The following is a 22,912-nucleotide window of genomic DNA, read 5'->3' on the forward strand; positions in this document are numbered from 1 at the left end:
GAAAAACACTGATATTTTAACCAGTATTCAGCAAATAGCTTGCCTTATTTCACTAATTCCCCACAATTTTCATGGTATAAAGCTGCCAGAGACATTTTGTAGCAGGTAGACATAAAGCATGAATAAAGCATGAAGAGCGGTTTTTATACGATCATGGCGGCGCAGTTTTTTTCTTCGCTGGCCGACAATGCCTTACTGATAGCCGCAATGGCATTGCTGACATCCATAGGTTCGCCCCACTGGATGCCACCATTGTTAAAATTATTTTTTGTTTTGTCTTATGTTTTGCTGGCACCTTTTGTCGGTGCCTTTGCTGATTCCCTGCCCAAAGGCAAGGTCATGCTCATTACCAATATGATCAAAGTCGGTGGCTGTGCGCTGATGTTTTTTAATATCCATCCCCTGATCGCCTACGCTGTTGTTGGCTTCGGTGCAGCAGCATACTCACCAGCTAAATATGGCATCCTCACCGAATTGCTACCTCCAGAAAAGTTGGTCGCGGCGAATGGCTGGATAGAAGGCTTGACGGTTTCGTCCATCATTTTTGGCACGGTATTGGGCGGCGCTCTGGTCAATTCCAGAGTATCGTCAGTGCTACTCAATTTTGACTTTCCGCTCATCGACTTTAATATAACAACGCCTTCTGAAGCTGCTTTGTGCGTGGTCACTGCTTGCTATGCAACGGCAGCCTTATTCAATATGCGCATCCCGGATACAGGTGCTCGCTATAAACATCAGCAACGCAATCCTGCCAAGCTAATAACTGAATTTGCCGAATGTGTGACTATCTTGTGGAAAGACAGGCTGGGACAAATTACCCTGGGTGTTACCACTCTGCTATGGGGTACTGCAGCTACTCTGCAATTCATCGTACTGGAATGGGCAAAACAGTCCCTGCATATGAAACTGGACCAGGCCGCCATTCTACAAGGCGTAGTTGCTGTTGGCGTTGCTCTCGGAGCGGTAGCTGCGGCCCGTTTCGTGCCTTTGAAAAAATCGTTGAACGTCATGCCTTTAGGTGTGGCCATGGGCTTGGTGGTCATCACCATGATTTTCGTGCACAACATCTGGGTTGCTTACCCACTACTGATCCTGGTTGGCGCCTTGGCTGGCTTCTTTGTCGTTCCCATGAATGCTTTGTTGCAGCACCGCGGTCACGTCTTAATGAGTGCCGGGCACTCTATTGCCGTGCAAAATTTTAATGAGAATTTGTCAGTTCTGACTATGCTGGCTATCTATACTTTACTGAACTCCATGAACATGGACATCATGGTCATCATCGTATTGTTTGGCCTGTTTGTGTCCAGCACTATCTATGCCGTCATACGCAAACACATGGCCAATCAACGCGAGTATGATTCATTGGCATTGATAGGCGAGCACAAGCACTGATCAAGCGATGGGCGATTACAGCCCCTCGCTGCATATTGCATGTGATTGAGTGTGATGAGAAGTGCGCTAGGGAGTGCGCTTCAGCTTGACCATGTCGGCCTGCATAAACCAGTCATCTGGCACCACCATGCCCCGGCAGTATTCCTGCATCAGCCCCTGGTTTTCTTGCATCAGGGCGAGCATGAGTGGCGTACTGGAAGTAGCAAAGTAAGTTTGCATGTCATTCAGTATACTTCCCTTCTCCTGCACTGCATTCTTGTCCGACTGTGCTGGTGCCAGCCACTCCAGTCTGTCCAGCAACAGGGCATATTCAAAATCCAGCGACCGCACTTCTGCTTGCGTCCATATCGCTCCACGGCAGTGATTCTGTGCCAGCCCGGTGCTAAAGTTATCTGCTGTTTGTTCATCACGGTAAAACAACCAGCCCAGTATCAGAGCTTGCGCACTTTGCACCGCACCTGGCAAGACTTGCTGTGCCAGCGGATGTGCTGACAATTGCAATTGCTGCCCCATGATCTTGTGCAGCTTGGCACCCAGGCTGTCAGCCAGGTTGGGGCCAAGATAATCATATAAATCTGGTGCCGCTGGCGCGTCGGCATGGAACAAATAAAATTTTGTTGCCAGCTCCAGATGCTGCAAACCAGCCTTGGTCTGCAATAGAAAATCAAACTCCCCTATCGTACTGGCCCCTTTGTTATGTACCTGCAAACCGTGGGCAGCTAATAAGCCATGCGCAGTTAAATAGAATTCGTAGAGTCTCTCCGCATACAAACCGAGCCGGCGAGAAGGATGGCGCAGCAACAAGTCCAGCAAAGGAGCAGGATTAACGTCAAGCTCTGCCAGCCATTGCGGCAATATTTGAGCATCAGAAAATGCTGCATTTGCCAGCTTACCTTCCCAGGAAACATGATGGGCATCCAGCAGACCGGGCGCTGTCAGCATCCATGCCAGTGCCCGCACATGAGGATTGTGGAGATGCTGCCAGTGTCGGTGAAATGCAGCTTGTGCGCTCTCCATATAGCTCAATTTGCCGGCAGTGCTTTAATTGCAAGACACAAATCTGCCCAGGCCTTGGCTTTGTCCGCGGGCTTGCGCAAGAGATAGGCCGGGTGATAAGTCGCCACCACTGGTATGCCACTGAATTGATGCACCTTGCCACGCAACTGTCCCACCGGGGTTTCAAGATCCATACCCAGCAAAGACACGGCAGCAGTCTTGCCAAGTGCGACAATGATTTGCGGTTTGATCATGGCGATCTGTCTGTGCAGATAAGGCAGACAGGCAGCGATTTCATCGGCAGTCGGTGGCCTGTCCTTGCCTTGTGCATCTGTCGGGCGGCACTTGACGATATTGGCGATATAGCTTTGCTCACCGCGTGGTACGCCCAGGGACTTAAGCATATTGTCGAGCAATTGTCCGGCAGCACCTACAAATGGCAAACCCTGCAAATTCTCGTTATAGCCCGGTCCTTCACCGACAAACAGCCATTTGGCTTGTTTGTCACCGGTGCCAAATACAGCTTTTTTCCGGCCCTGGCACAGGCCACATTGACGGCAGCTCTCCACCATGGGCTGCAATTCATCCCAGGATAAAGTAGCGACCTCAGGTTCACTATCGAATGACGGGACAGGATGCACTTCTTGCTGCATCCAGTCATCTGCTTCAGGCAGGCTTTCAAAAGCCTGGGCTAAAGACGGGGCTTCCGGCGGGAGTTTGTGCGGCACAATCTCTGTTTCAGTCCACGCCGTATTTACGGCTGGGGCTGGGGCCGGGGCAGCAGCTACTCTTACTGGCTCGGCAGCTTTCGCACCGACAGACTCAGACTCAGGATCAGTCCCTACTTCAGACCCCGCCTCCAAGACAGGTACAAGCGCAACTTGCTCTGCTTCGCGCAATAACCACATCGGGCCCAAACCGAGTTCATGCAAGGCTCTTTGCCTGTTATGACTATCAAACGTTTGCATCAATAAGCCTCCGCATTACGATCGCATCTTCGCGCTGATTATCATGCGCGGGGTAATAGCCCTTGCGCACACCGATAGCGGCAAATCCAGCGCCTTCATACACAGAAATGGCGCGCGCATTGCTGCGCCGTACTTCCAGCAAAATCGAGGCATGGGCCTGCTCTCTGGCATAGGTAAATAGCTTGTCCATCAATAATTTTGCATGGCCTTGCCCCTGATATGAAATATCCACTGCAAAATTCAGCAAATGCAATTCATCCAGTATCGGCATCACGACAAAATAGGCAAACAAATCCAGTTCCGCATTCCTGAAACCAAAAGCTTCATAGCCACTGGAAAAGGAGTCAGTAAAATTGCCACGTGTCCAGGGGTGTGCATACACCCGTTCTTCTATGCTGAGTATGCTATCGACATCAGCAAACCCCAATTTGCCATAATGTGGTGTGATCAATTTCAAATCCATGACCAACTCCATTACACAGGCGCCTTGGCTGCCTGGAGTTTGACTTGCTCACGCTCAGCGGTAGTCAGGGCAATTTTATTGCGCAGGTAAAGAGGCTGCGCCTGGTCTGCAGGCAGGCTAAGACCAGCGGCGAAATCCAGTTGCCCCAGTATGCCGACTTGTTTTGCGTGCGGCATACATAGCACCACTTGATATTTCGCCAGCTCAGGCTCAGGCAAAGTCAGGCCATTGCCCAGTACCAGTTGCGGGTTTTCCAGCGTGATGGCCGCCAATGCAGCATCCAGCCCTGTCAGCGCGGGTGCACTTATTTCCGTCCAGCCAGCCATATCGTCAAAGCGGTACTGTGCCCAGTACACTTCATTCATGCGCGCATCGAGTATGCAGACAAATTCATTTGATGCTGCCTGCTCGCGCGCAGCTTCAGCCATGGCCAGCAGGCTCACCACGGGCACCACTGGCAGGTCTGCGCCATAGGCAAGGCCCTGCACGATGCCGCAAGCTGTGCGTATGCCGGTAAAAGCACCGGGGCCACAGCCAAAGGCAATGGCATCGCAATCTTGCAAGCGCACACCTGCCTCGGCAAGCAAAGCCTGTATGGCAGGCAAAATACCCTGGGAATGTGTCTGGACACCGCTGAGTTCGCGGACAAATATGCCACCATCAGTCAAGATGGCTGCGGTGGCGAGCTCGGTAGAGGTTTCAATTGCTAAAATTCTGGTCATACGCGTATTTTACCGTGTTCCACCTGTTTCAAGACTGGCTGTTTGCCAAAGCTTATGCCCTGGTCATGCCTTAATTACGCCTGAGCTCATCACTTGGTTTAAAATTACGTGATGAATACCATCATGAATACCGAAGATATTTCCTCAATAAAGGCTGACCTGGCAAATAAAGACTGGTTAATCGCCTGCCTGTGCGCCGCCTGGTGTGATACCTGCAATTTTTACAGGGCGTCTTTTGACGAACTGATGAGCAAGCATCCTGACAAATGCTTTGCCTGGATAGACATAGAAGATCAGGCCCATCTGGTGGAAGAAGTGGATATAGAGAACTTCCCTACCATCCTCATACAGCATCGCGACCAGGTGATTTTTCTTGGCACCGTATTACCAGACGCAGCCCAGTTGCAACGCCTGATTCTCTCCATGACAGAAGAAACGCCAGGCCAGCAAATCAGACGCAGCGCCTTGAACCAGGCAGCCCCAGAAGACTGGAACATACGGGAACTGATACTCGCAAGCTAAGCATCTGCCGGTGATCTGCTGCAATCAGGCAGATCAAGTCAGTTTTTTCCATCGCAAAAAAGACAAAAGGGACTAGATTTTCATCTAGTCCCTTGAATCTGGTGCGGCTGGCAGGAATCGAACCCACGACCCCTTGGTTCGTAGCCAAGTACTCTATCCAGCTGAGCTACAGCCGCGAAAAACAAGATTATAGCCGGACTGGTGCAAAATGGAAAGCCCCTAAAGCCAGATTATTTTTCAGCTTTATTAAAAGGCATCTCCTTGAAGCCAAGCCGGATATCGCCACATCTCTGCCATATTTCTATGGTCATATCAAAAATCGCGAATAAAAAAGACAAAAGGGACTAGATTTTCATCTAGCCCCTTGAATCTGGTGCGGCTGGCAGGAATCGAACCCACGACCCCTTGGTTCGTAGCCAAGTACTCTATCCAGCTGAGCTACAGCCGCGAAAGACCAAGATTATAGCACAGGCATTTTGGTTTGATAAGTGCCTGCGCCAAGTTTTTAGATTTCCACCTGAGAACCCACCTCAATGACACGATTGCTTGGTATCTGGTAAAAGTCGGCTGCATCACGGGCAATGCGGGACATGGCGACGAATACACTCTCACGCCACATCGCCATGCCGCTGCCAGGGCTGGAAATAATGGTTTGGCGAGAAATAAAGTAAGAAGTTTCCATAGGTTCAAATGTCAGACCATAGGGTTCGCATAAGGCCAAGGCACCTGGAATATCCGGCTCATTCTTAAAGCCGTAGAACACGTCAATTTGGAAGCAGGCATTCCCCAGATCAGCAACCTTGACTCGCTCCGAAGTGGCTACCCAGGGGATTTCGCGGTTATGCAGGGTCAGGAAAATCACTCGCTCATGCAAAATCTTATTGTGCGACAGATTATGCAACAAGGCATGCGGTACACCATCGGCCTCGCCACGCAAGAATACCGCTGTTCCTGACACTCTAATCGGTGCAGAGACAAACAGGGATTCAAGAAAATCTTCTAATGGAATTGCGTGCTTTTTCAGATTATCAAAGACTAGTTCGCGACCACGCTTCCAGGTCATCATCAGGGTAAACATCACTACACCCAATATCACCGGGAACCAACCGCCTATGCCGTGGAATAATTTAAGTACGTTGGCAGAAAACAATGAGACATCAATGAACAAAAAGAAACCGGTTGCAAGGAAGCACAATACAGGATTGTATTTCCAACCATAGCGTATAACGAAAAAAGTAAGCAGTGACGTCACTAACATAGTTCCCGTCACGGCAATACCATAAGCAGATGCCAGGCTTGATGATGAGCCAAATCCCACCACAGCAGCCACAACAGCAGCAAGCTGCAACCAATTGACTGCAGGAATATAGATTTGTCCTATTTCTTTCGATGACGTATGGACAATCTCCATCCTTGGCATGATCCCAAGGGAAATCGCTTGTTTGGTCATAGAGAAAGTACCCGAGATCGTGGCCTGTGAGGCAATCACTGTCGCTACCGTGGATAAAATCACCAATGGGTAGATGCTCCATGCACCAAGTTGCTGATAAAAAGGATTGCCAACTGCATCTGGATTTGCCATCAATAATGCACCCTGTCCAAGATAATTTAAACCTAAAGAAGGGAAAACGATCATGAACCAGGCGGCACGAATGGGTTTGCTGCCAAAATGCCCCATGTCTGCATAGAGTGCTTCTGCACCCGTAAATGCCAGCACAACAGCGCCCAAAGCCAGAAATGCCAGCCCCTTGTTCAAGGCCATGAAAGCAAAGGCGTGCATAGGATTGAGCGCCCATAAAATGCCGGGCATTTTAGCGATGTTATAGATCCCCATGCAGGCCAGCACTACAAACCATACCACCATGATGGGGCCAAACCATTTGCCTATGCCTGCAGTTCCCTTGTATTGCACAGAATACAAAAGCAAAAGCACAACCAGCGTAATTGGCACCACATAAGGCGTAAAGGCAGGCGTTGCCACCTCCAAGCCCTCGATAGCAGACAACACCGAAATCGCCGGAGTAATGACACCATCCCCATAAAACAGGGCGGCACCAAATAAACCAAGTACGAGTAAAGTAAAATGAGATTTGGCAGATTTGCCAACAGATTCTAGCGCTAAAGCAGTCAGCGCCATGATACCGCCTTCACCACGATTATCAGCCCTAAGTATAAGGGTGACATATTTGACCGCAACAATGATGATCAAACCCCATAGTATCAGGGATACGACGCCAAAGATATTTGCCTCATTGAGTGCTAGACCATGCTCTTTTGAAAATACCTCTTTCATCGTATAAAGAGGACTCGTACCTATATCGCCATAAACGATGCCGACAGCAGCCAGGGTCAAGCCCGCCAGGCTGCTTTTTGTGTGTTGATTAGCCAATTGTGTACCTTGTTATTATTGGTGCATTGCACAATAGGTGAATTCGTTCAGATTTTCAAGTAAGTGCAACAAAAAAAGGATACTTGACAAGGATCAAATTCAAGCGCAGATTTTTTCTAAAACCTGATTTCGTGCATACTTTTTTTGCAATTATTGATATTTAACAAACTCAAAGGAAATTCAAAGGAAATTTAAACAACGAGAGGCAAATCGAGATAAAAACTGGTGCCACTTCCAAGGCTGCTTTTAACGCTGAGTTGTCCGTGCAAAATCGAGGCGGTGATGTTGTAGCAAATATTCAGCCCAAGACCACTACCTCCCTGCCCCAGCTTGGTGGTAAAGAACGGGTCAAAAATACGTTTCTGATTTTCATCGGGTATACCTTCGCCATCATCGCTAAAGACAATCAGGACGCGCTCTCCTTCTAGCATACTGACATTGATTTCCATATGGCCCGCCTGCCTTTTATCGAATGCGTGCAAAATGGAATTTTCCACCAGATTGCTGATCACCTGGCCCAAAGAACCTGGGTAGCTGTCCATATGGATGTTATACGGCACGTTCACTTGTATGCTGTGACCGGTCTGAGTAATGCGAATGTTCAAAGTAGCGATAATGTCGTGCAAGACCTGGCGCAGATCAAAGCTGCGCCTGTGCTCAGAAGTGCGATCTACCGCTACCTGCTTGAAGCTGCTGACCAGGGTCGCAGCACTGCTCAGGCCACGCATCAATATTTCTGACGAGGTTTTGACCTCTTCACAAAAATTATTCAAGTCTGAGCGGCGCAAGGTTTGCCCTGCCAGTTTGCTGCTCAGGAAGCGGCTACCATCCTGCAAAGTGCTGGCAACCAGCAGGCAATTCCCAATCGGCGTATTGAGTTCATGCGCAACGCCAGCTACCAGCGAACCCAGGGCCGCCAGTTTTTCCTGCGCCAGCAAATGCTCCTGGGTTTTTTGCAAGCGCATATAGGCATCGGCATTACCAAGAGCAATCGCACCATACGCGCATAGGGAACGGAAAATCATTTTCTCCCTGTCGCCATACACATGCTGACGCGAAGACTGTATGGTCATCGCACCGAGTATCCTGTCGCCTATGATCAGCGGCGCGAACAGCATGCTGTGTACCATTTCCGTACCTGGTATCAGGCCGGGCAATTCGTCCTCTGCTGTCAGCTCTATGGCAACTTCACGGCGCTCTTTGACGCAGCGTACAGAGTTCGACACCGGGCTGGACATGTAAACGGTATCTGGCTCTATCGGCATGCCATTTTCGACACCAAAGGCTGAGGTCATGCTTTGCTGATCATCATCCATCATGTAGATGACAAAGGCGGTCACATGCAGTAAATCGTGCACATGGCGATTCAAGGCTTCAAAGACTGCTGCCGCATCCAGGCTGGCAGTAATTTCCTGTCCTATGGTCCCTAATTTTTCCAGCACGACACTGGTTTGTTGCAAGACTTTGGCACGTTGCGCTTCTGCTGCTGCCAGTTGGCGCAAATGTTCACTCTCAGCCTTCATGCGCTCAGTCTGCTGACTCAGTTGCATGGCATTGAGCCGGTTCGCAGAAGCAAGCTTGTTACTTTTTTCGCGGGCAATGAGTGCCAGTTGCCCAAATTCATAGGCCTGGCGAAAATTGTCGGCAGCCGCATAGGCATGGGCGATTTCTTCATACAGGTCTGGGGGTATGGTAAAACCGCTGATATTGTCAGCAAGATCAAGTGCCATGCGCAGATAATGCAAGGAGGCGCTGGCAGCTTGCATTTGTGCAGGTTCAGGCAAGCTATGGCGCGTGTATAAAGCGGCGAGCACACGCAAGACTTCAATATGCCGGTAGCCATCAGTACTCTGGCGCGCCAGCGTCAATGCTTCAAGCGCGACAGCCAATGCCGCCTTGGCCTGTCCTTGCATGGATAAGGCATTGGCATAACCACGGCGTGAGCCTATGCGAAAATCCAGATGATTCTTTTTATCCGCCCAGGAAATCAATTCATGAAAAGTGGTCAGCGCAGTTGCATAGTCACCCATATCCAGTGACAAATCACCGAGATAACGCAAGGCCAGTAAATGGGCGCGTGCACCTATCACCTTCGCCAGTATGGGCAAGGCATTTTCAAGCATCTGCTTGGCATTATCCAGGCGGCCCAGCCTGCGCAGGGTCTCTGACATCTGCACCAGGCAACTGGCTATGCTGTTGGGCCATCCGGCTGCTCTGGCCAGATCAAGCCCATCCTGTATCCAGTGCAAGGCAGACTGATGATCACTCATGCTGTTAAAGGCATCACCTATATTGCTGGCAGCAGTTATCATGCGGCGCTTTTGCCCATAATTCCTGGCGAATTCAAACACCTGTATGCCACGCCCTGCGGATGCACCGAAGTCACTGGTCAGGGAATACGTGTACATTAAAAATTCATTGATATAACTGCGCAGGAACAGATCGCTACTCTGGCTTTCAGGATTGCGACTTTCTCCCCAGCGTTCAAGTGCCAGAGGCAAGTTGCGCAACACCAGTTGATTTGCCAGCAGAGATTCTGCGGCGGTTTCGCGCATCTTGTCTTTTGCCACAAGAGCAAACTGAACTGCCAGGCCAATTTCTGATTCAACGACTGGCACCTCGCCTTTTTGCAAATTAACACTAGCAAGCAAAAAATGTGCATCTGCAGTGCAGCACGCAGCCAGGTCAGAGCTATTACCAGTTGACAGTTCCAGAGATTGCACAGACAACTGCGCCGCCTGATCAAACTCGCCAAACAGCCATGCAGCTTCAGCCCGGATCAGCAGCAAGCGGGCGCGTATGAGCCGTGCAGGGCTGCCTGCATCGCTATCATCAGAAGGAAACAATTCGCCAGTGAGATTTTCTGTGGCCTGGGCCAGCTTAAGTGCCCTGAGAGTGTCACGCTGGCGCAAATGCCAGGCAAGCTTTAACTGCAGATCCAATAATTCCATCCCCCGCAAACCTGGCAATTCGCGTTCCCACTGCTCTACTTCGTCATTGGTAACGAAAATGTCCATGGGGTGAAATTGAGGAGGTTGAATGATTTTGACGGATTGGATATTGAAGAAATAGTATCAGATCGGGCAAGAATTTGAAGATAATCCCGAAGCCAGAAGAGCGTATTTGAAGAATATTGACATAACCTTACACTGAAAAGTAACACAGGCTGGTATTTCAAATGAATTTCTCATTGAAATACCAGCCTGCTCATTATCTTAAAGACAATTTATTGAAATTTAACAAAGTTTTATCTATGCGACTACGGCGTCTGACTTTTTGGCCACCAAGGTCAAAATATCATAAGACGCCACCAGTTCATTATCCTGATTCGTCACTTCCACATCCCAGGCCACCACTCCCTGCCCCACACCTTTGGCATCTTTCTTTTGCCTGTCTATCTTGCGCTTGCAGGTCAGGCGTGCACGGATGGTGTCGCCTATGCCTACCGGTTTGATGAAACGCAGGGTATCGAGACCATAGTTGGCCAGGACAGGGCCAGGTGCCGGAGATACAAATAAACCGGCAGCCGCCGAGAGCACAAAATAACCATGAGCAATCCGTTTGCCAAAAGGGCTTTCTTTGGCAGCGATCTCATCAAAATGCATGTAAAAAAAGTCACCGGACAAACCACCAAAGGCGACGATATCGGCTTCACTGACAGTACGCCTGTGGGTCAGCAAGGACATGCCAATCTGTAGGTCTTCAAAATAGCGGCGGAAAGGATGGACATCAGATTCCAGCACGGCAGCACCACGCACATGCTCTGCCGTCACTGCGGCCAGCATGGTGGGCGAGCCCTGCACGGCAGCTCTTTGCAAATAATGTTTGACTGCGCGGCTGCCACCCAATTCTTCACCACCGCCAGCACGGCCAGGGCCGCCGTGCTTCAATTGTGGCAAGGGGGATCCATGGCCGGTTGATTCTGTCGCTGACTCGGCATTCAAGATCATCAGGCGACCATGTCGCGCTGCCATATGCGGTATTGCCATGGCTGCGATATGCGGGTCTTTGGTGACCAGGGTCGCGACCAGGCTGCCGTTGCCCTTTGCGGCCAACGCAAGGGCTTCCTGCATATCCTTGTAAGGCATCAGGGTCGTTACCGGGCCAAAAGCTTCTATCTCGTGCACTGCTGAATTTCCCATAGGCTGGCGACAGACGATCAGAGTTGGGGAAAGGAATGACCCCTGCTCTAATCCTTCGCCCTGCAATTGCGCAGGTACAGTGCCGCCAAAGATGATTTGATTGCCTGCTGCCAGTTGCGCAATACTGGCGAGTACATCGTGCTGCTGTGCGCGACTGGCCAGCGGCCCCATGCGCACGCCTTCAAGACGTGGATCACCGACGATGGTTTTTTCCAGTCTGGCGCGTATTTTTTCTGCCACCACATCCAGTTGCGCAGCGGGCACCATGGCCCTGCGTATGGCCGTGCATTTCTGCCCGGCCTTGGCTGTCATTTCACGTACCACTTCCTTGACGTACAGATCCAGTTCGTCATCATCAGCCGCTATATCAGGCCCGAGTATTGCGCAATTCAGTGAATCAGCTTCGGCATTGAAGGGGATAGAACGGCGCACGATATTTGGATGCACCTTCAATTGCGCTGCCGTAGCAGCAGAACCGGTGAAGGTGACGACATCGGTTTCTTCCAGCAGATCGAGCAAATTGCCAGTGGAGCCAATAATCAGTTGCAAGCTGCCCTCGGGTAGCAAGCCACTCGCATGAATTTGCCTGACCAGTGCTTCGGTCAGATACGAGGTTGCTGTCGCTGGTTTGACTATGCAAGGCATGCCTGCCAAAAAGCTAGGTGCAAATTTCTCCAATAAACCCCAGACTGGAAAATTGAATGCATTGATGTGTACTGCGACACCCTGACGCGGCACCAGGATATGCGTACCAGAAAAATGCCCCTGTTTGCCTAAAGGCACGGCCGGGCCTTCGTGCACAACATTCCCGGACGGGAATTCATTCGTGCCTATGCTGGCGTAGGCAAAGACGGTACCTGCGCCACCTTCTATATCTATCCAGCTATCACTACGGGTTGCACCGGTGTGAGATGAAATTACGTATAGCTCTTCCTTGTGTTCAGACAGGTATTTGGCAAGAGTGCGCAAAATAGAAGCTCGTTGCTGGAAGTCCAGCGCCAGCAAATTTTTCAGGCCAGTCTGTCTTGCATAAGTGAGCGCTGCGCCAAAGCCCAGGGCTTCGGCATGGCTGGCGTAAATCGCGCTGCCATCAATGGCACTATGCAGGATTTGTTGTGGCTCTGTACCTGTCCATACACCGGCTACCCAGCTTTGCAAAATTTTCATGGATTACTCTCTTAAATAATCAGATATTCAGAATCAGGACTTGGTGCCATAAGTTGGCAAGCCTGCTGCCAGCGCAATGCGCGGGCGATTTTCTTCGACTGCAGTCAACGCTTCCACTTCCTGCATGCTGGCGAGTGAGCGTCTGGTCAGTGCATGATATTGCGCCGTGCCTTCAGTCTTCCAAGCGATTTCTTCATCACGCAAAACACGCGCAATGCGTGCTGGTGCACCCATGACCAGGCTGCGTGGCGGCACATCCATACCAGCTTTGACAAAGGACATGGCAGCGACGATCGACGATTCACCAATGACAGCCTTGTCCATGACGACTGCGTTCATACCTACCATGGCGTTTTTACCTATGTGGCAGCCATGCAATACCGCACCATGACCGATATGCCCATCCTGCTCTACCACTGTGTCGCTGTCAGGGAAGCCATGTATGACACAGGTATCCTGCACATTCGCACCTTCTTCCAGAACGATACGGCCAAAGTCCCCACGCAGGCTGGCAGAGGGTCCTATATAACAGCCAGGTCCAACGATCACATCGCCTATCAGCGTGGCGCTGGGGTGCACGTAGGCGCTGGGATGCACCACCGGTATCAGGCCATCGATTGCATATATAGTCATGCCGCCTCCTTGGCTTCAGGCACGTTCGATGATGAGTGCAATGCCCTGCCCTACGCCTATGCACATCGTGCACAGGGCATAGCGGCCATTGGTGCGTTCCAATTGGTTTAGTGCTGTAGTTACCAAGCGTGCACCGGATGCACCCAGAGGGTGACCTATCGCTATCGCGCCACCATTTGGATTGACATGTGCAGCATCATCAGCCAGGCCAAGATCACGCGTAACGGCCAAGCCCTGTGCTGCAAAGGCTTCATTAAGTTCGATGACATCCATCTGCGCCAGATTCAAACCAGTCTGTGCCAGCAATTTACGTGTTGCCGGTGATGGGCCAAAACCCATGATGCGTGGTGCCAGGCCCGCTGTCGCCATGCCAACGATACGTGCACGTGGTGTCAGGCCATGCTGTTTTACTGCAGCATCTGACGCCAGCAATAAAGCGCAAGCGCCATCATTGACGCCAGATGCATTGCCAGCAGTGACTGTGCCATCTGGTTTGACCACGCCTTTAAGGCGGGCCAGCATGGCGATATATGTATCCGGACGTGGGTGTTCATCGGTTGTGAACAAAATGGCCTCGCCCTTTTTTTGCGGGATGCTGACGGGGATGATTTCCCCGGCAAAAAAACCGGCAGCGTGGGCTACCGCCCAGCGTTGCTGGCTGCGCAGAGCAAAGGCATCTTGGTCAACGCGATTGATGCCAAATTGTTCGGCAACATTTTCTGCGGTTTCGGGCATGGAATCTATGCCGTATTTTGCCTTCATCAAGGCATTCACAAAACGCCAGCCTATCGTCGTATCTTCTATTTTTGCTGCACGTGAAAAAGCACTGTCGGCCTTGGCCATGACAAAGGGTGCGCGCGTCATGCTTTCTACACCGCCAGCAATAATCAGTGATGCTTCTCCAGATTTAATGGCACGCCCGCCTATGCCTATCGCATCCAGGCTGGAGCCACATAAACGGTTGATGGTATTGGCTGGTACATCGACGGGTAAACCTGCCAGCAGTGCGGCCATGCGACCTACATTGCGGTTATCTTCACCGGCCTGGTTGGCGCAACCGTAATACACGTCATCTACCATTTTCCAGTCTACGCCAGTATTGCGTTCCATCAATGCCTTGATCGGCAAGGCTGCCAGGTCATCGGTACGTATGCTGGCCATGGCACCGCCGTAACGGGCGAATGGGGTTCTGACAGCGTCACATATCCATGCTTCCATATTTTTGTCTTCCTTTTATTTTATTTGCTTTGAATGCTCAAGCCTTCTTGCGATTGTCAACTACACGCCTGGCCTTGCCGACCATGGTGCGTTCTATGCTATTGGCGGGCAGTATGCTGACATGGCAACTGACACCGATAAAAGTCTTGATATGATGCTCTAGCTGCTGGTGCAATTGCTTCACATCCTGCTCTGACAAAGTGCCTGATACTTCAGGCCGCAGTTCAGCTACGATATCAAGCTTGTCCATATGACCTTCACGCGTCACTACCAGTTGATATTGCGGTGCCAGTTGTGGATGTTTGAGTATCAGTTCTTCTACCTGCGTAGGGAATAAATTCACACCACGGATGATGAGCATGTCGTCAGAGCGGCCGGTGATCTTACCCATACGACGCATAGATCTTGAAGTCGGTGGCAGTAAGCGTGTCAGGTCGCGGGTACGATAGCGTATGACAGGAAAAGCTTCCTTGCTCAGTGAAGTAAAAACCAGCTCACCCTCTTCGCCATCGGGCAAAACTTCGCCAGTTTCAGGATTGATAATTTCTGGATAAAAATGATCTTCCCAGATCACCGGGCCATCCTTACTTTCTATACATTCGCTCGCGACGCCTGGTCCCATGACTTCTGACAAGCCATAGATATCAACGGCATCAATACCGGCACGCGTTTCGATTTCACTGCGCATGGCATCGGTCCATGGTTCCGCACCGAAGATGCCTATACGAAGCGAAGTGTTAGCGGCGTCTATGCCCTGGCGCGTCATTTCTTCTATGATATTGAGCATATAAGAAGGCGTGACCATGATGATGGATGGCTGAAAATCCTGTATCAATTGCACCTGTTTTTCCGTCTGCCCGCCAGACATGGGGATGACTGTACACCCCAGTCGCTCTGCACCATAATGCGCACCCAGGCCGCCAGTGAACAGGCCATAACCGTAAGAGACTTGCACGATGTCGCCCGCACGGCCACCAGCCGCACGGATAGAGCGCGCCACCAGGTTTGCCCAGTGATCAATATCTTTTTGCGTGTAACCAACCACCGTTGGTTTGCCTGTGGTGCCACTGGATGCATGCACCCTGACCACTTTTTCACGCGGTACGGCAAACATACCAAAAGGATAGTTGTCGCGTAAATCCTTCTTGCCAGTGAAAGGAAACTTCGCCAGGTCAGCCAGGGTTTTCAAATCATCTGGATGTACGCCCGCTGCATCAAAACTGGTGCGGTAATGCGGGACGTTGTCATACACGTGTTGCAAGGTCCATTTCAGTCGCTGCAATTGCAAAGCCTGAAGTTCATCTTTACTGGCCGTTTCTATTGCGTCCAGACCCGTAGCTATTTTTCTGTCTGTGTTGTCTGCCATGTTTGTCTCCTGCGCACTTAGTTTGATCGTGGTTTTATGTATGATGGCTAAACAAAGCTCAATTTGGAATTGCGTTTTCCTGCAATACCAGACCTGGTACAACTTCCGCATTCAGCTTATGCGACTTGCCACGGAACAGCGCGATCAATTGGCCATGCTGATTCGTCAGGCGCGCATCGTAGATGCCGGTGCGGCCAGTCAATGATTGTTCTGTCGCCGTCGCGGTGATGACATCATCCTCGCGCCCTGGTGACAGAAATTCTATGCTGCATCCGGCCGCAACAGTTACCTGATTCCGGCTATTGCAGGCAAAGGCAAATGCACTGTCAGCCAGGGTAAACAAATAACCACCGTGACAAGTCTTGTGCCCGTTCAGCATGTCGGGCCTGATCACCATGCTGAGTGATGCTGTCCCTTCAGCTACATGCACTATCTGCATATCCAGGCCGCGCGTTGCGGCATCGCTGGCGAACATGGAGGCGGCAGTGAGTTCTGCCATGTGCTGACTGTTTTTGGCAAATTGCATGGTCTCTGTGCTCATCTATGCTTTTCCTTGGGTAGATCAAACTTACTTGCCAACAAACTGGGGTGTGCGCTTCTCTACAAACGCAGCAACACCTTCACGATAGTCCTGACTTTGTCCCAGTTCACGCATCATATTCGTCTCCAGAGTCAATTGCTGCTCCAAAGTATGCTGCGGGCTGGCATAGATTGCCTGCTTTGTGAAGGCCAGCCCCTTGGTGGGGGCTGATGCAAAATGCTTGGCCATAGCCATGGCTTCAGCCTGCAACTGATCATCATCCACACACTTCCAGATCAGGCCCCATTGCTCTGCCTGTTCGGCACTGATTTTACCGCCCAACATGGCTGCGCCCATGGCTCTGGCTGTGCCCAGGGCGCGTGGCAAGAAGTATGTGCCGCCGGTATCTGGTATCAGGCCCAGCTTGCAAAAGACTTCAACAAAACTGGCTGAACGTGCTGCCAATACGATGTCGCATGCCAGCGGCAAATTGGCACCAGCACCGGCTGCTACACCATTCACTGCGCAAATAACCGGGATGGACAAGGCGCGCAAGGCAAGTACCAGCGGCGCATAATATTTTTCTACTGACTCACCCAGATCTGGAGGTGCACCGTCGGCACTGACGGTACGGTCAGATAAATCCTGGCCTGCGCAAAAGCCGCGCCCGGCACCGGTCAATACCATGACGCGCACCGAGGCATCAGCGAGTAGCACAGTCAGCGCATCCTGTATTTCCATATGCATGGCAACGTTAAAACTATTCAATTTTTCGGGTCGGTTCAGGGTCAGGTGAGCAATACCTTGACTGATGTGAAACAGGATGTGGGAATAGTCCATTCAATTCTCGCTATCAAAATCCAGGGTCAGTGTATCGCTGACTGGAAAACTCTGGCAGGTCAGCACAAATCCGCGTGCAACTTCATAATCTTCCAGGGCGTAATTCCTGTCCATATCGACCTTGCCTTCCACTACCTTGGAGCGACAGGTAGAACAAACACCACCTTTGCAGGAATAGCGCATATCATGCCCCAGCTTCAGGGCGGCATCCAATACAGACTCCTTGTCTTTTTCCATGTCAAAATGCGTGTGATGACCATCCATGATAATCGTCACGGCACAAGATGATTTGCCAGGCAAAGGTTTGGCGCTGGCGACATGCCGGTGCGCCGGTATGCTGGCAGCAAACAACTCGACCTTGATCTGCTCCTTGGGCATGCCACGCTGCTGCAAGGCATTGCTGACGGCATGCATCATTTCTTCTGGCCCGCAGATGAAGGCAGCATCCATGTCGTCTATGCGTATCCATTGGTCAAACAGGTTCAGGCATTTTTCAGCGGTGATGCGGCCATTGAACAAGTCTATATCTTGCTGCTCGCGGCTCATGATGTAGATCAGGTTCAGGCGTTGCAAATAGCTATCTTTTAATGCTGCCAGTTCTTCCTTGAACATGACAGTCGATGATGCACGATTGCCATACACCAGAGTGAACTTGCTATGCGGCTCTGTCTGCAGTGTAGTCTTGATGATGGACAGCAAAGGCGTGATGCCACTGCCCGCAGCAAATGCCAGATAATGTTTTTCATGCTCGGTAGCCAGCGGCAAATTGAAATGGCCCATAGCGGGCATGACTTCAATATCCATACCTGGGCGCAAGCTGTCATGCACCCAATTGGAAAATGCGCCCCCTTGCACGCGCTTGATGGCTACCCGCAACTGCCCATCCTGCACAGCAGAACAAATAGAATACGAGCGCCGCACATCTTCGCCGGCGATCTTGGCACGCAAGGTCAGGTGCTGCCCTTCACGGTAGGCAAACTGTGCCTGCAGATCGGCTGGCACGGCAAAGCTCAGGACTACGGCATCACGGGTTTCTGGCCGTATCTGGCTGACTGTCAGTGGGTAAAATTTGCTCATGTATTGTTGTCTCCTTTTATTTTTATTATTCTTATTATTCGCTCAGTGCGGTTTGAAGTAATCAAAAGGTTCCAGGCAAGCCTTGCATTTATACAGCGCCTTGCAGGCAGTTGATCCAAACTGGCTGACCAGTTGAGTATCAACAGAACCGCATTGCGGGCAAGCGATGGCTGGTTGTACTTCACGATAACGTTGTATGGAGGAGATATCCACTACCTGTTGCTGTGGTGGTGCGATGCCATAGCCACTGAGCTTTTGCTTGCCGGCTTCTGTCATCCAGTCTGTACTCCAGGCGGGTGACAATTGATAAACAATGCTGGGTGGTTTGATGCCATGCGCCTGTAGTGTATTTCCAATTTCTTCCGCAATCACGTCCATGGCGGGGCAACCGGAGTAAGTGGGGGTAATTGTGATGACACACTCGCCCTCCTGCCATTCCACTGCGCGGATAATACCCAGGTCAGTCACCGAAATGACCGGAATTTCAGGGTCACTGACCTCTCCCAGCCATTGCCATATCTGCCCTATGCTTGCAGATGGATTTTCCACATAGTCCATGGCAGAAACTACCATTGCGCCCCCGGATAGGCACGCTGCAAGAACTGCATCTCTGCCAGCAAGTAACCCATATGTTCAGTATGCACACCTTGCTTGCCACCCTTTTGCATCCAGCTATTGGCATCAGGCAAGCGCAAGGTGGCGGCATGCATGACATCGACCAGATGGGCATCCCAGGCGGCTTTCAAATCTGAAGGTAAAGGGGCAATGCCTGCCGCGTGCATGGCGACATCGATCTCATCATCCATGAACATTTCGCCAGTGAAGCGCCACAATTCTTCCAGAGCGGTCTGCATCATTTTCTGACTCAATTCAGTACCATCACCCAGACGTACCACCAGATCGCTGCTGCGGCGTAAATGGTAAGTGACTTCTTTCAGTGATTTTTCTGCGATGGCGGCAATCTGCTGATCCGTGGATTGCTTCAGTGCTTGCAGATAATGGTAATGCCAGGTATCAAACAGGAATTGCCGCATCAGGGTATCGGCATAATTACCGTTAGGCTGTTCGAGCAATAAGAAATTATGAAAATCGTGTGCATCCCGCAAGAACGCCAGATCATCTTCGGTACGTCCCTTGCCTTCCAGTTCAGCCGCATAGGCATACCACAATCTCGCCTGACCTATCAGGTCAAGGGCTACATTGGTCAATGCCATGTCTTCTTCCAGCGCTGGCCCCTTGCCACACCACTGCGACAGACGCTGGCTGAGTATCATTGCATGGTCTGCCAAACGCAAAACATAATTGAATTTGTCTTCTGACATCTCAATTCTCCAGAATTATTTAGCTATGATGTATAGACAGAGTTCAATTACAGATTCTTGACTTCATCCGGCATAGGGAAGAAGGTCGGATGACGATATACCTTGCTGTTTGATGGCTCAAACAAAGCTTCCTTATCGCCAGGGCTACTGGCGAAAATATCGCCGGCCCTTGCCACCCAGATGCTGACACCTTCATTGCGACGTGTATAGACATCACGCGCGTGGTTGATCGCCATTTCTGCATCAGGTGCATGCAGACTACCCACATGCTTGTGTGCCAGACCGTGCTGGCTGCGTATGAATACTTCCCACAAGGGCCATTCTTTGCTCATGATCTGTCTCCTGCTCTCTTATCTATTTTTATGCGCTTTTTTTATTTTCTTGCTGCTTATCGGCATGCGCCTGCAAGGCATCACGGAACCATGCGCCGTCGTCATAAGCCTTGACGCGGGTACGCAGGCGTTCACGGTTACAGGGGCCATTGCCTTTCAAGACCTGGTAAAACTCTTCCCAGTCGATTTCACCAAAATCATAATGGCCCCGTCCTTCATTCCATTTAATGGCGGGATCAGGCAACTGCAGGCCCAGATATTCTATCTGTGGCACAGTCTGATCAACCATGCGCTGACGCAATTCATCATTGGAAAAAAGCTTGATACGCCATTGCGCCGATTGAGCACTATTCACCGATGCCGCATCAGACGGGCCAAACATCATCAGCGCTGGCCACCAGTAACGATTCAATGCATCCTGGGCCATGGCTTTTTGTTCTGCTGTGCCACGGCACAAGGTCAACATAATGTCGTAGCCCTGGCGCGCATGGAAGGACTCCTCCTTGCAGACACGTATCATGGCGCGTGAATACGGGCCATAAGAGCAGCGGCACAAAGGTATCTGGTTGATGATGGCTGAGCCATCAACCAGCCAGCCTATCGCCCCCATATCAGCCCAACTCAGGGTCGGGTAATTGAAAATGCTAGAATACTTGGCTTTACCGGAATGCAGGTCGGCCAGCAGCTCGTCACGTGACACACCCAGGGTTTCGGCAGCGCTGTAAAGATACAGGCCGTGCCCAGCTTCATCCTGGATTTTTGCCAGCAAAATGGCTTTGCGTTTTAAGGTGGGAGCGCGGGTAACCCAGTTACCTTCTGGCAGTTGACCAACGATTTCGGAATGCGCATGCTGGGAGATTTGCCGTATCAGGGTTTTTCTATAGGCATCCGGCATCCAGTCTTTGGCTTCAATACGGATACCGGCATCGATGCGCTCCTGGAAGGCACGCTCGGCATCGCTCAACTCTTCTGCAGTTTTGAGCTTGCTCAAGCCGGTCTCGACTAATTGTGCATACATGAAACACTCCTTGGCATCCTGAGGATGCGAACATGGAAGATTGATCTGCGTCAAACAATTATATGATACAGTTTTTATTGATGTTGAAGTTTTTTTGTATCATTTTAATTTTTTGAGGGATTTACCCCTCATCAGCTACACCATAGGTAAAATCTGGACAACAACCAATACTTACATACCATCACTTACACAGCCGCATGCAGACCAGCACTGCCATCCAAACCTGGATAGACCAGCAACTTACCAATAATCCACCAAGGGCAAAATCCCTGGTGATGACGGTCTTTGGCGACGCCATCGCCCCGCATGGCGGTACGATATGGCTAGGTAGTTTAATCTCATTAATGAGTCATTTTGGCATTAATGACAGATTAGTACGCACCAGCGTGTTCAGACTAGCCGAAGAAGGCTGGCTGGAAGCCAAACGGGATGGCCGGCGCAGCACTTATCAACTGGCAACCGCAAGCTATGCCAGGTTCCAGCATGCCTACAAGCGCGTGTATGTTCCACAAACTGGCAAATGGGATCACTACTGGACCCTGGTCATCATGAGTGGCGACGATACATCCACCGGCAATAAAGCCAGCCTGAAAAAAGAATTGCTGTGGGAAGGTTTTCGCATGATTAATGCCGGTGTATTTGCCCATCCCCAGGCAGATACTGCAGCCCTGCAAAATGTGTTGGGACGAAATGGCTTCGCGGGATTATGTACAGTATGCCGCACCAGTGATTTAAACTTGCCCAATGCCCGCCCGCTACCATCACTGATCGCCAGCCATTGGCAACTCGATGAAGTGAATATCGCCTACAAGAATTTTATTGAAGCATTCTCGCCTCTGAAAAAACTAGTGCAAGGACAAAATTTGCCTGAGCACGCGGCCTTTGTTATCCGCAGTCTGTTGATACATAGCTTCCGTCGCACCCAACTGCACGATCCCAACTTACCGAGCAGCTTGCGACCTGAGGGTTGGCTAGGTGATGAGGCATACCGGTTATGCCGTGATCTTTACCGGGCCTGTTTCCGGCCAGCAGAAAATTTATTGAGCCAGGCACTTGATCCTGAACATCGACAAGATGGCGGTTTGAGTTTACAGGAAAGGTTTGGCGGGCTTTTTTAAAGCCATGAATTTGCTCTATATCATTTTGGCTTGCTTAGTATTAAAACCACGCGCGCGTTGAAGTACCCGCTTATAGTCACGTCTTAGGCAGTTGCTGGGCAAGCGCAACAATTATGCCCTAAGGTCCCCGGATATAAGCCAGGTTATACGTATTCTCATACTGCATTTCGCCAATCAGCTCTGCCCCGTGTTCACGCATGCGGGCAACGACAGTATCAATTCCATCGACAGCAAACATGATGCAGCCCAGACCAAGCGTGTTCACCGGCACATATACCGCCCAAAATCTGATCGTGTCCGTTCAGTTAAAACAATCATGAGAACCACGATACACGCATCTAACGCAAAGACTTGAACAGCAAATTTGCCGACAATACTGTCTAGGCAGGTAGTAAGCCACCCAGATGGCAAGAGAATAAGCCTCAAATTCGTCGCTCCAGCGCAAGCTGGAGCCTGGTGTCGTTGGTCGAAGAGTCGGGCGGTGTAATCTAGAGAGCGATTAAGCGATGGGTAAAACGGTGCGCACAGCGCACACTACTCCGGTGAGAGGCGAAGTGGTTTAATGTATTTCCGTTTTTGCAAAAGCAAAACCCCCACTCAAATAAATGAGCGGGGGTCTGCGGAATAAAAGCCTGACGATAACCTACTTTCACACTGGTTGCAGCACTATCATTGGCGCGTAATCGTTTCACGGTCCTGTTCGGGAT

Annotated in this window: 21 protein-coding genes and 2 tRNA genes; 3 read left to right on the plus strand and 20 right to left on the minus strand. The window is 50.7% G+C overall.

The features are described from left to right. The first annotated feature begins 129 nt into the window (after positions 1–129). Complete coding sequence (gene lplT / locus ACO0LN_RS09470; protein ID WP_422973057.1) at positions 130–1,392, plus strand: lysophospholipid transporter LplT; 1,263 nt, start codon at positions 130–132, stop codon at positions 1,390–1,392. A 66-nt stretch (positions 1,393–1,458) separates the two neighbouring features. On the opposite strand, the gene ACO0LN_RS09475 is transcribed toward lplT, so the two are convergent. Genes ACO0LN_RS09475 through tsaB form a run of 4 tightly spaced genes read right to left on the minus strand, consistent with a single transcriptional unit; the run spans position 1,459 to position 4,541 of the window. Beyond that, positions 1,459–2,409 carry a DUF1853 family protein gene (locus ACO0LN_RS09475; RefSeq protein WP_422973059.1) on the minus strand — a complete coding sequence of 317 codons (951 nt, stop codon included), beginning with the start codon at positions 2,407–2,409 and terminating at the stop codon, positions 1,459–1,461. Positions 2,410–2,414: 5 nt separating this feature from the next. After that, positions 2,415–3,356 carry a uracil-DNA glycosylase gene (locus ACO0LN_RS09480; RefSeq protein ID WP_422973061.1) on the minus strand — a complete coding sequence of 314 codons (942 nt, stop codon included), beginning with the start codon at positions 3,354–3,356 and terminating at the stop codon, positions 2,415–2,417. Beyond that, positions 3,343–3,819: a ribosomal protein S18-alanine N-acetyltransferase gene (gene rimI, locus ACO0LN_RS09485; RefSeq protein ID WP_422973063.1), complete on the minus strand. Its 477-nt coding sequence runs from the start codon at positions 3,817–3,819 to the stop codon at positions 3,343–3,345. Before rimI ends, ACO0LN_RS09480 begins: the two co-directional genes overlap by 14 nt. A gap of 11 nt (positions 3,820–3,830) precedes the next feature. Further along, positions 3,831–4,541, minus strand: a complete 711-nt coding sequence (tsaB, locus tag ACO0LN_RS09490) for a tRNA (adenosine(37)-N6)-threonylcarbamoyltransferase complex dimerization subunit type 1 TsaB (protein WP_422973065.1) — start codon at positions 4,539–4,541, stop codon at positions 3,831–3,833. Between the two features lie 123 nt (positions 4,542–4,664). Here tsaB and ACO0LN_RS09495 point away from each other — a divergent pair, with 123 nt between their 5' ends. After that, entirely contained in the window at positions 4,665–5,063 is a 399-nt protein-coding gene (locus ACO0LN_RS09495) for a thioredoxin family protein (protein ID WP_422973067.1), read from the plus strand. A 99-nt stretch (positions 5,064–5,162) separates the two neighbouring features. Here ACO0LN_RS09495 and ACO0LN_RS09500 read toward each other — a convergent pair. The 15 genes from ACO0LN_RS09500 to paaA form a co-directional block, all read right to left on the minus strand. Continuing rightward, a tRNA-Arg gene (locus ACO0LN_RS09500) sits at positions 5,163–5,239 on the minus strand. Between the two features lie 195 nt (positions 5,240–5,434). Further along, a tRNA-Arg gene (locus ACO0LN_RS09505) sits at positions 5,435–5,511 on the minus strand. A 57-nt stretch (positions 5,512–5,568) separates the two neighbouring features. Next, the gene (locus ACO0LN_RS09510; RefSeq protein WP_422973069.1) at positions 5,569–7,452 is read right to left on the minus strand and encodes a potassium transporter Kup; all 1,884 of its coding nucleotides are present in this window, start codon (positions 7,450–7,452) and stop codon (positions 5,569–5,571) included. 191 nt (positions 7,453–7,643) lie between these two features. Then, positions 7,644–10,469 carry an ATP-binding protein gene (locus ACO0LN_RS09515; protein WP_422973071.1) on the minus strand — a complete coding sequence of 942 codons (2,826 nt, stop codon included), beginning with the start codon at positions 10,467–10,469 and terminating at the stop codon, positions 7,644–7,646. Between the two features lie 234 nt (positions 10,470–10,703). After that, a complete protein-coding gene (gene paaZ / locus ACO0LN_RS09520) occupies positions 10,704–12,761 on the minus strand; it encodes a phenylacetic acid degradation bifunctional protein PaaZ (RefSeq protein WP_422973073.1) in 2,058 nt (685 codons plus the stop codon). A gap of 33 nt (positions 12,762–12,794) precedes the next feature. After that, on the minus strand, positions 12,795–13,394 hold the full coding sequence (locus ACO0LN_RS09525; RefSeq protein WP_422973075.1) for a phenylacetic acid degradation protein PaaY: 600 nt from the start codon (positions 13,392–13,394) through the stop codon (positions 12,795–12,797). Between the two features lie 15 nt (positions 13,395–13,409). Continuing rightward, on the minus strand, positions 13,410–14,612 hold the full coding sequence (gene pcaF / locus ACO0LN_RS09530) for a 3-oxoadipyl-CoA thiolase (RefSeq protein ID WP_422973077.1): 1,203 nt from the start codon (positions 14,610–14,612) through the stop codon (positions 13,410–13,412). Between the two features lie 37 nt (positions 14,613–14,649). Then, complete coding sequence (gene paaK, locus ACO0LN_RS09535) at positions 14,650–15,978, minus strand: phenylacetate--CoA ligase PaaK (RefSeq protein WP_422973079.1); 1,329 nt, start codon at positions 15,976–15,978, stop codon at positions 14,650–14,652. A 58-nt stretch (positions 15,979–16,036) separates the two neighbouring features. Continuing rightward, positions 16,037–16,519, minus strand: coding sequence for a hydroxyphenylacetyl-CoA thioesterase PaaI (gene paaI, locus ACO0LN_RS09540; protein WP_422973081.1), 483 nt, complete (start codon positions 16,517–16,519; stop codon positions 16,037–16,039). Between the two features lie 27 nt (positions 16,520–16,546). Continuing rightward, positions 16,547–17,338: a 2-(1,2-epoxy-1,2-dihydrophenyl)acetyl-CoA isomerase PaaG gene (gene paaG / locus ACO0LN_RS09545; RefSeq protein ID WP_422973083.1), complete on the minus strand. Its 792-nt coding sequence runs from the start codon at positions 17,336–17,338 to the stop codon at positions 16,547–16,549. Then, positions 17,339–18,415, minus strand: a complete 1,077-nt coding sequence (gene paaE / locus ACO0LN_RS09550; RefSeq protein WP_422973085.1) for a 1,2-phenylacetyl-CoA epoxidase subunit PaaE — start codon at positions 18,413–18,415, stop codon at positions 17,339–17,341. Between the two features lie 42 nt (positions 18,416–18,457). Next, a complete protein-coding gene (gene paaD / locus ACO0LN_RS09555; RefSeq protein WP_422973087.1) occupies positions 18,458–18,988 on the minus strand; it encodes a 1,2-phenylacetyl-CoA epoxidase subunit PaaD in 531 nt (176 codons plus the stop codon). Then, complete coding sequence (gene paaC, locus ACO0LN_RS09560; protein ID WP_422973089.1) at positions 18,982–19,737, minus strand: 1,2-phenylacetyl-CoA epoxidase subunit PaaC; 756 nt, start codon at positions 19,735–19,737, stop codon at positions 18,982–18,984. The genes paaD and paaC overlap by 7 nt, the downstream gene beginning before the upstream one ends. Positions 19,738–19,784: 47 nt before the next feature. Then, entirely contained in the window at positions 19,785–20,069 is a 285-nt protein-coding gene (gene paaB / locus ACO0LN_RS09565; RefSeq protein WP_110252930.1) for a 1,2-phenylacetyl-CoA epoxidase subunit PaaB, read from the minus strand. Between the two features lie 28 nt (positions 20,070–20,097). Further along, positions 20,098–21,087 (minus strand): 1,2-phenylacetyl-CoA epoxidase subunit PaaA, encoded by a 990-nt coding sequence (gene paaA, locus ACO0LN_RS09570; RefSeq protein ID WP_422973091.1) that lies wholly within the window; start codon positions 21,085–21,087, stop codon positions 20,098–20,100. A gap of 197 nt (positions 21,088–21,284) precedes the next feature. Between paaA and paaX the strand changes: the two genes are divergently transcribed. Beyond that, a complete protein-coding gene (gene paaX, locus ACO0LN_RS09575) occupies positions 21,285–22,205 on the plus strand; it encodes a phenylacetic acid degradation operon negative regulatory protein PaaX (RefSeq protein ID WP_422973093.1) in 921 nt (306 codons plus the stop codon). 118 nt (positions 22,206–22,323) lie between these two features. On the opposite strand, the gene ACO0LN_RS09580 is transcribed toward paaX, so the two are convergent. Next, positions 22,324–22,476 (minus strand): hypothetical protein, encoded by a 153-nt coding sequence (locus tag ACO0LN_RS09580; RefSeq protein WP_422973096.1) that lies wholly within the window; start codon positions 22,474–22,476, stop codon positions 22,324–22,326. Positions 22,477–22,912 lie beyond the last annotated feature (436 nt).

Source organism: Undibacterium sp. TC9W, from assembly GCF_049339865.1.
In the GTDB taxonomy this organism is placed as follows: domain Bacteria; phylum Pseudomonadota; class Gammaproteobacteria; order Burkholderiales; family Burkholderiaceae_D; genus Undibacterium.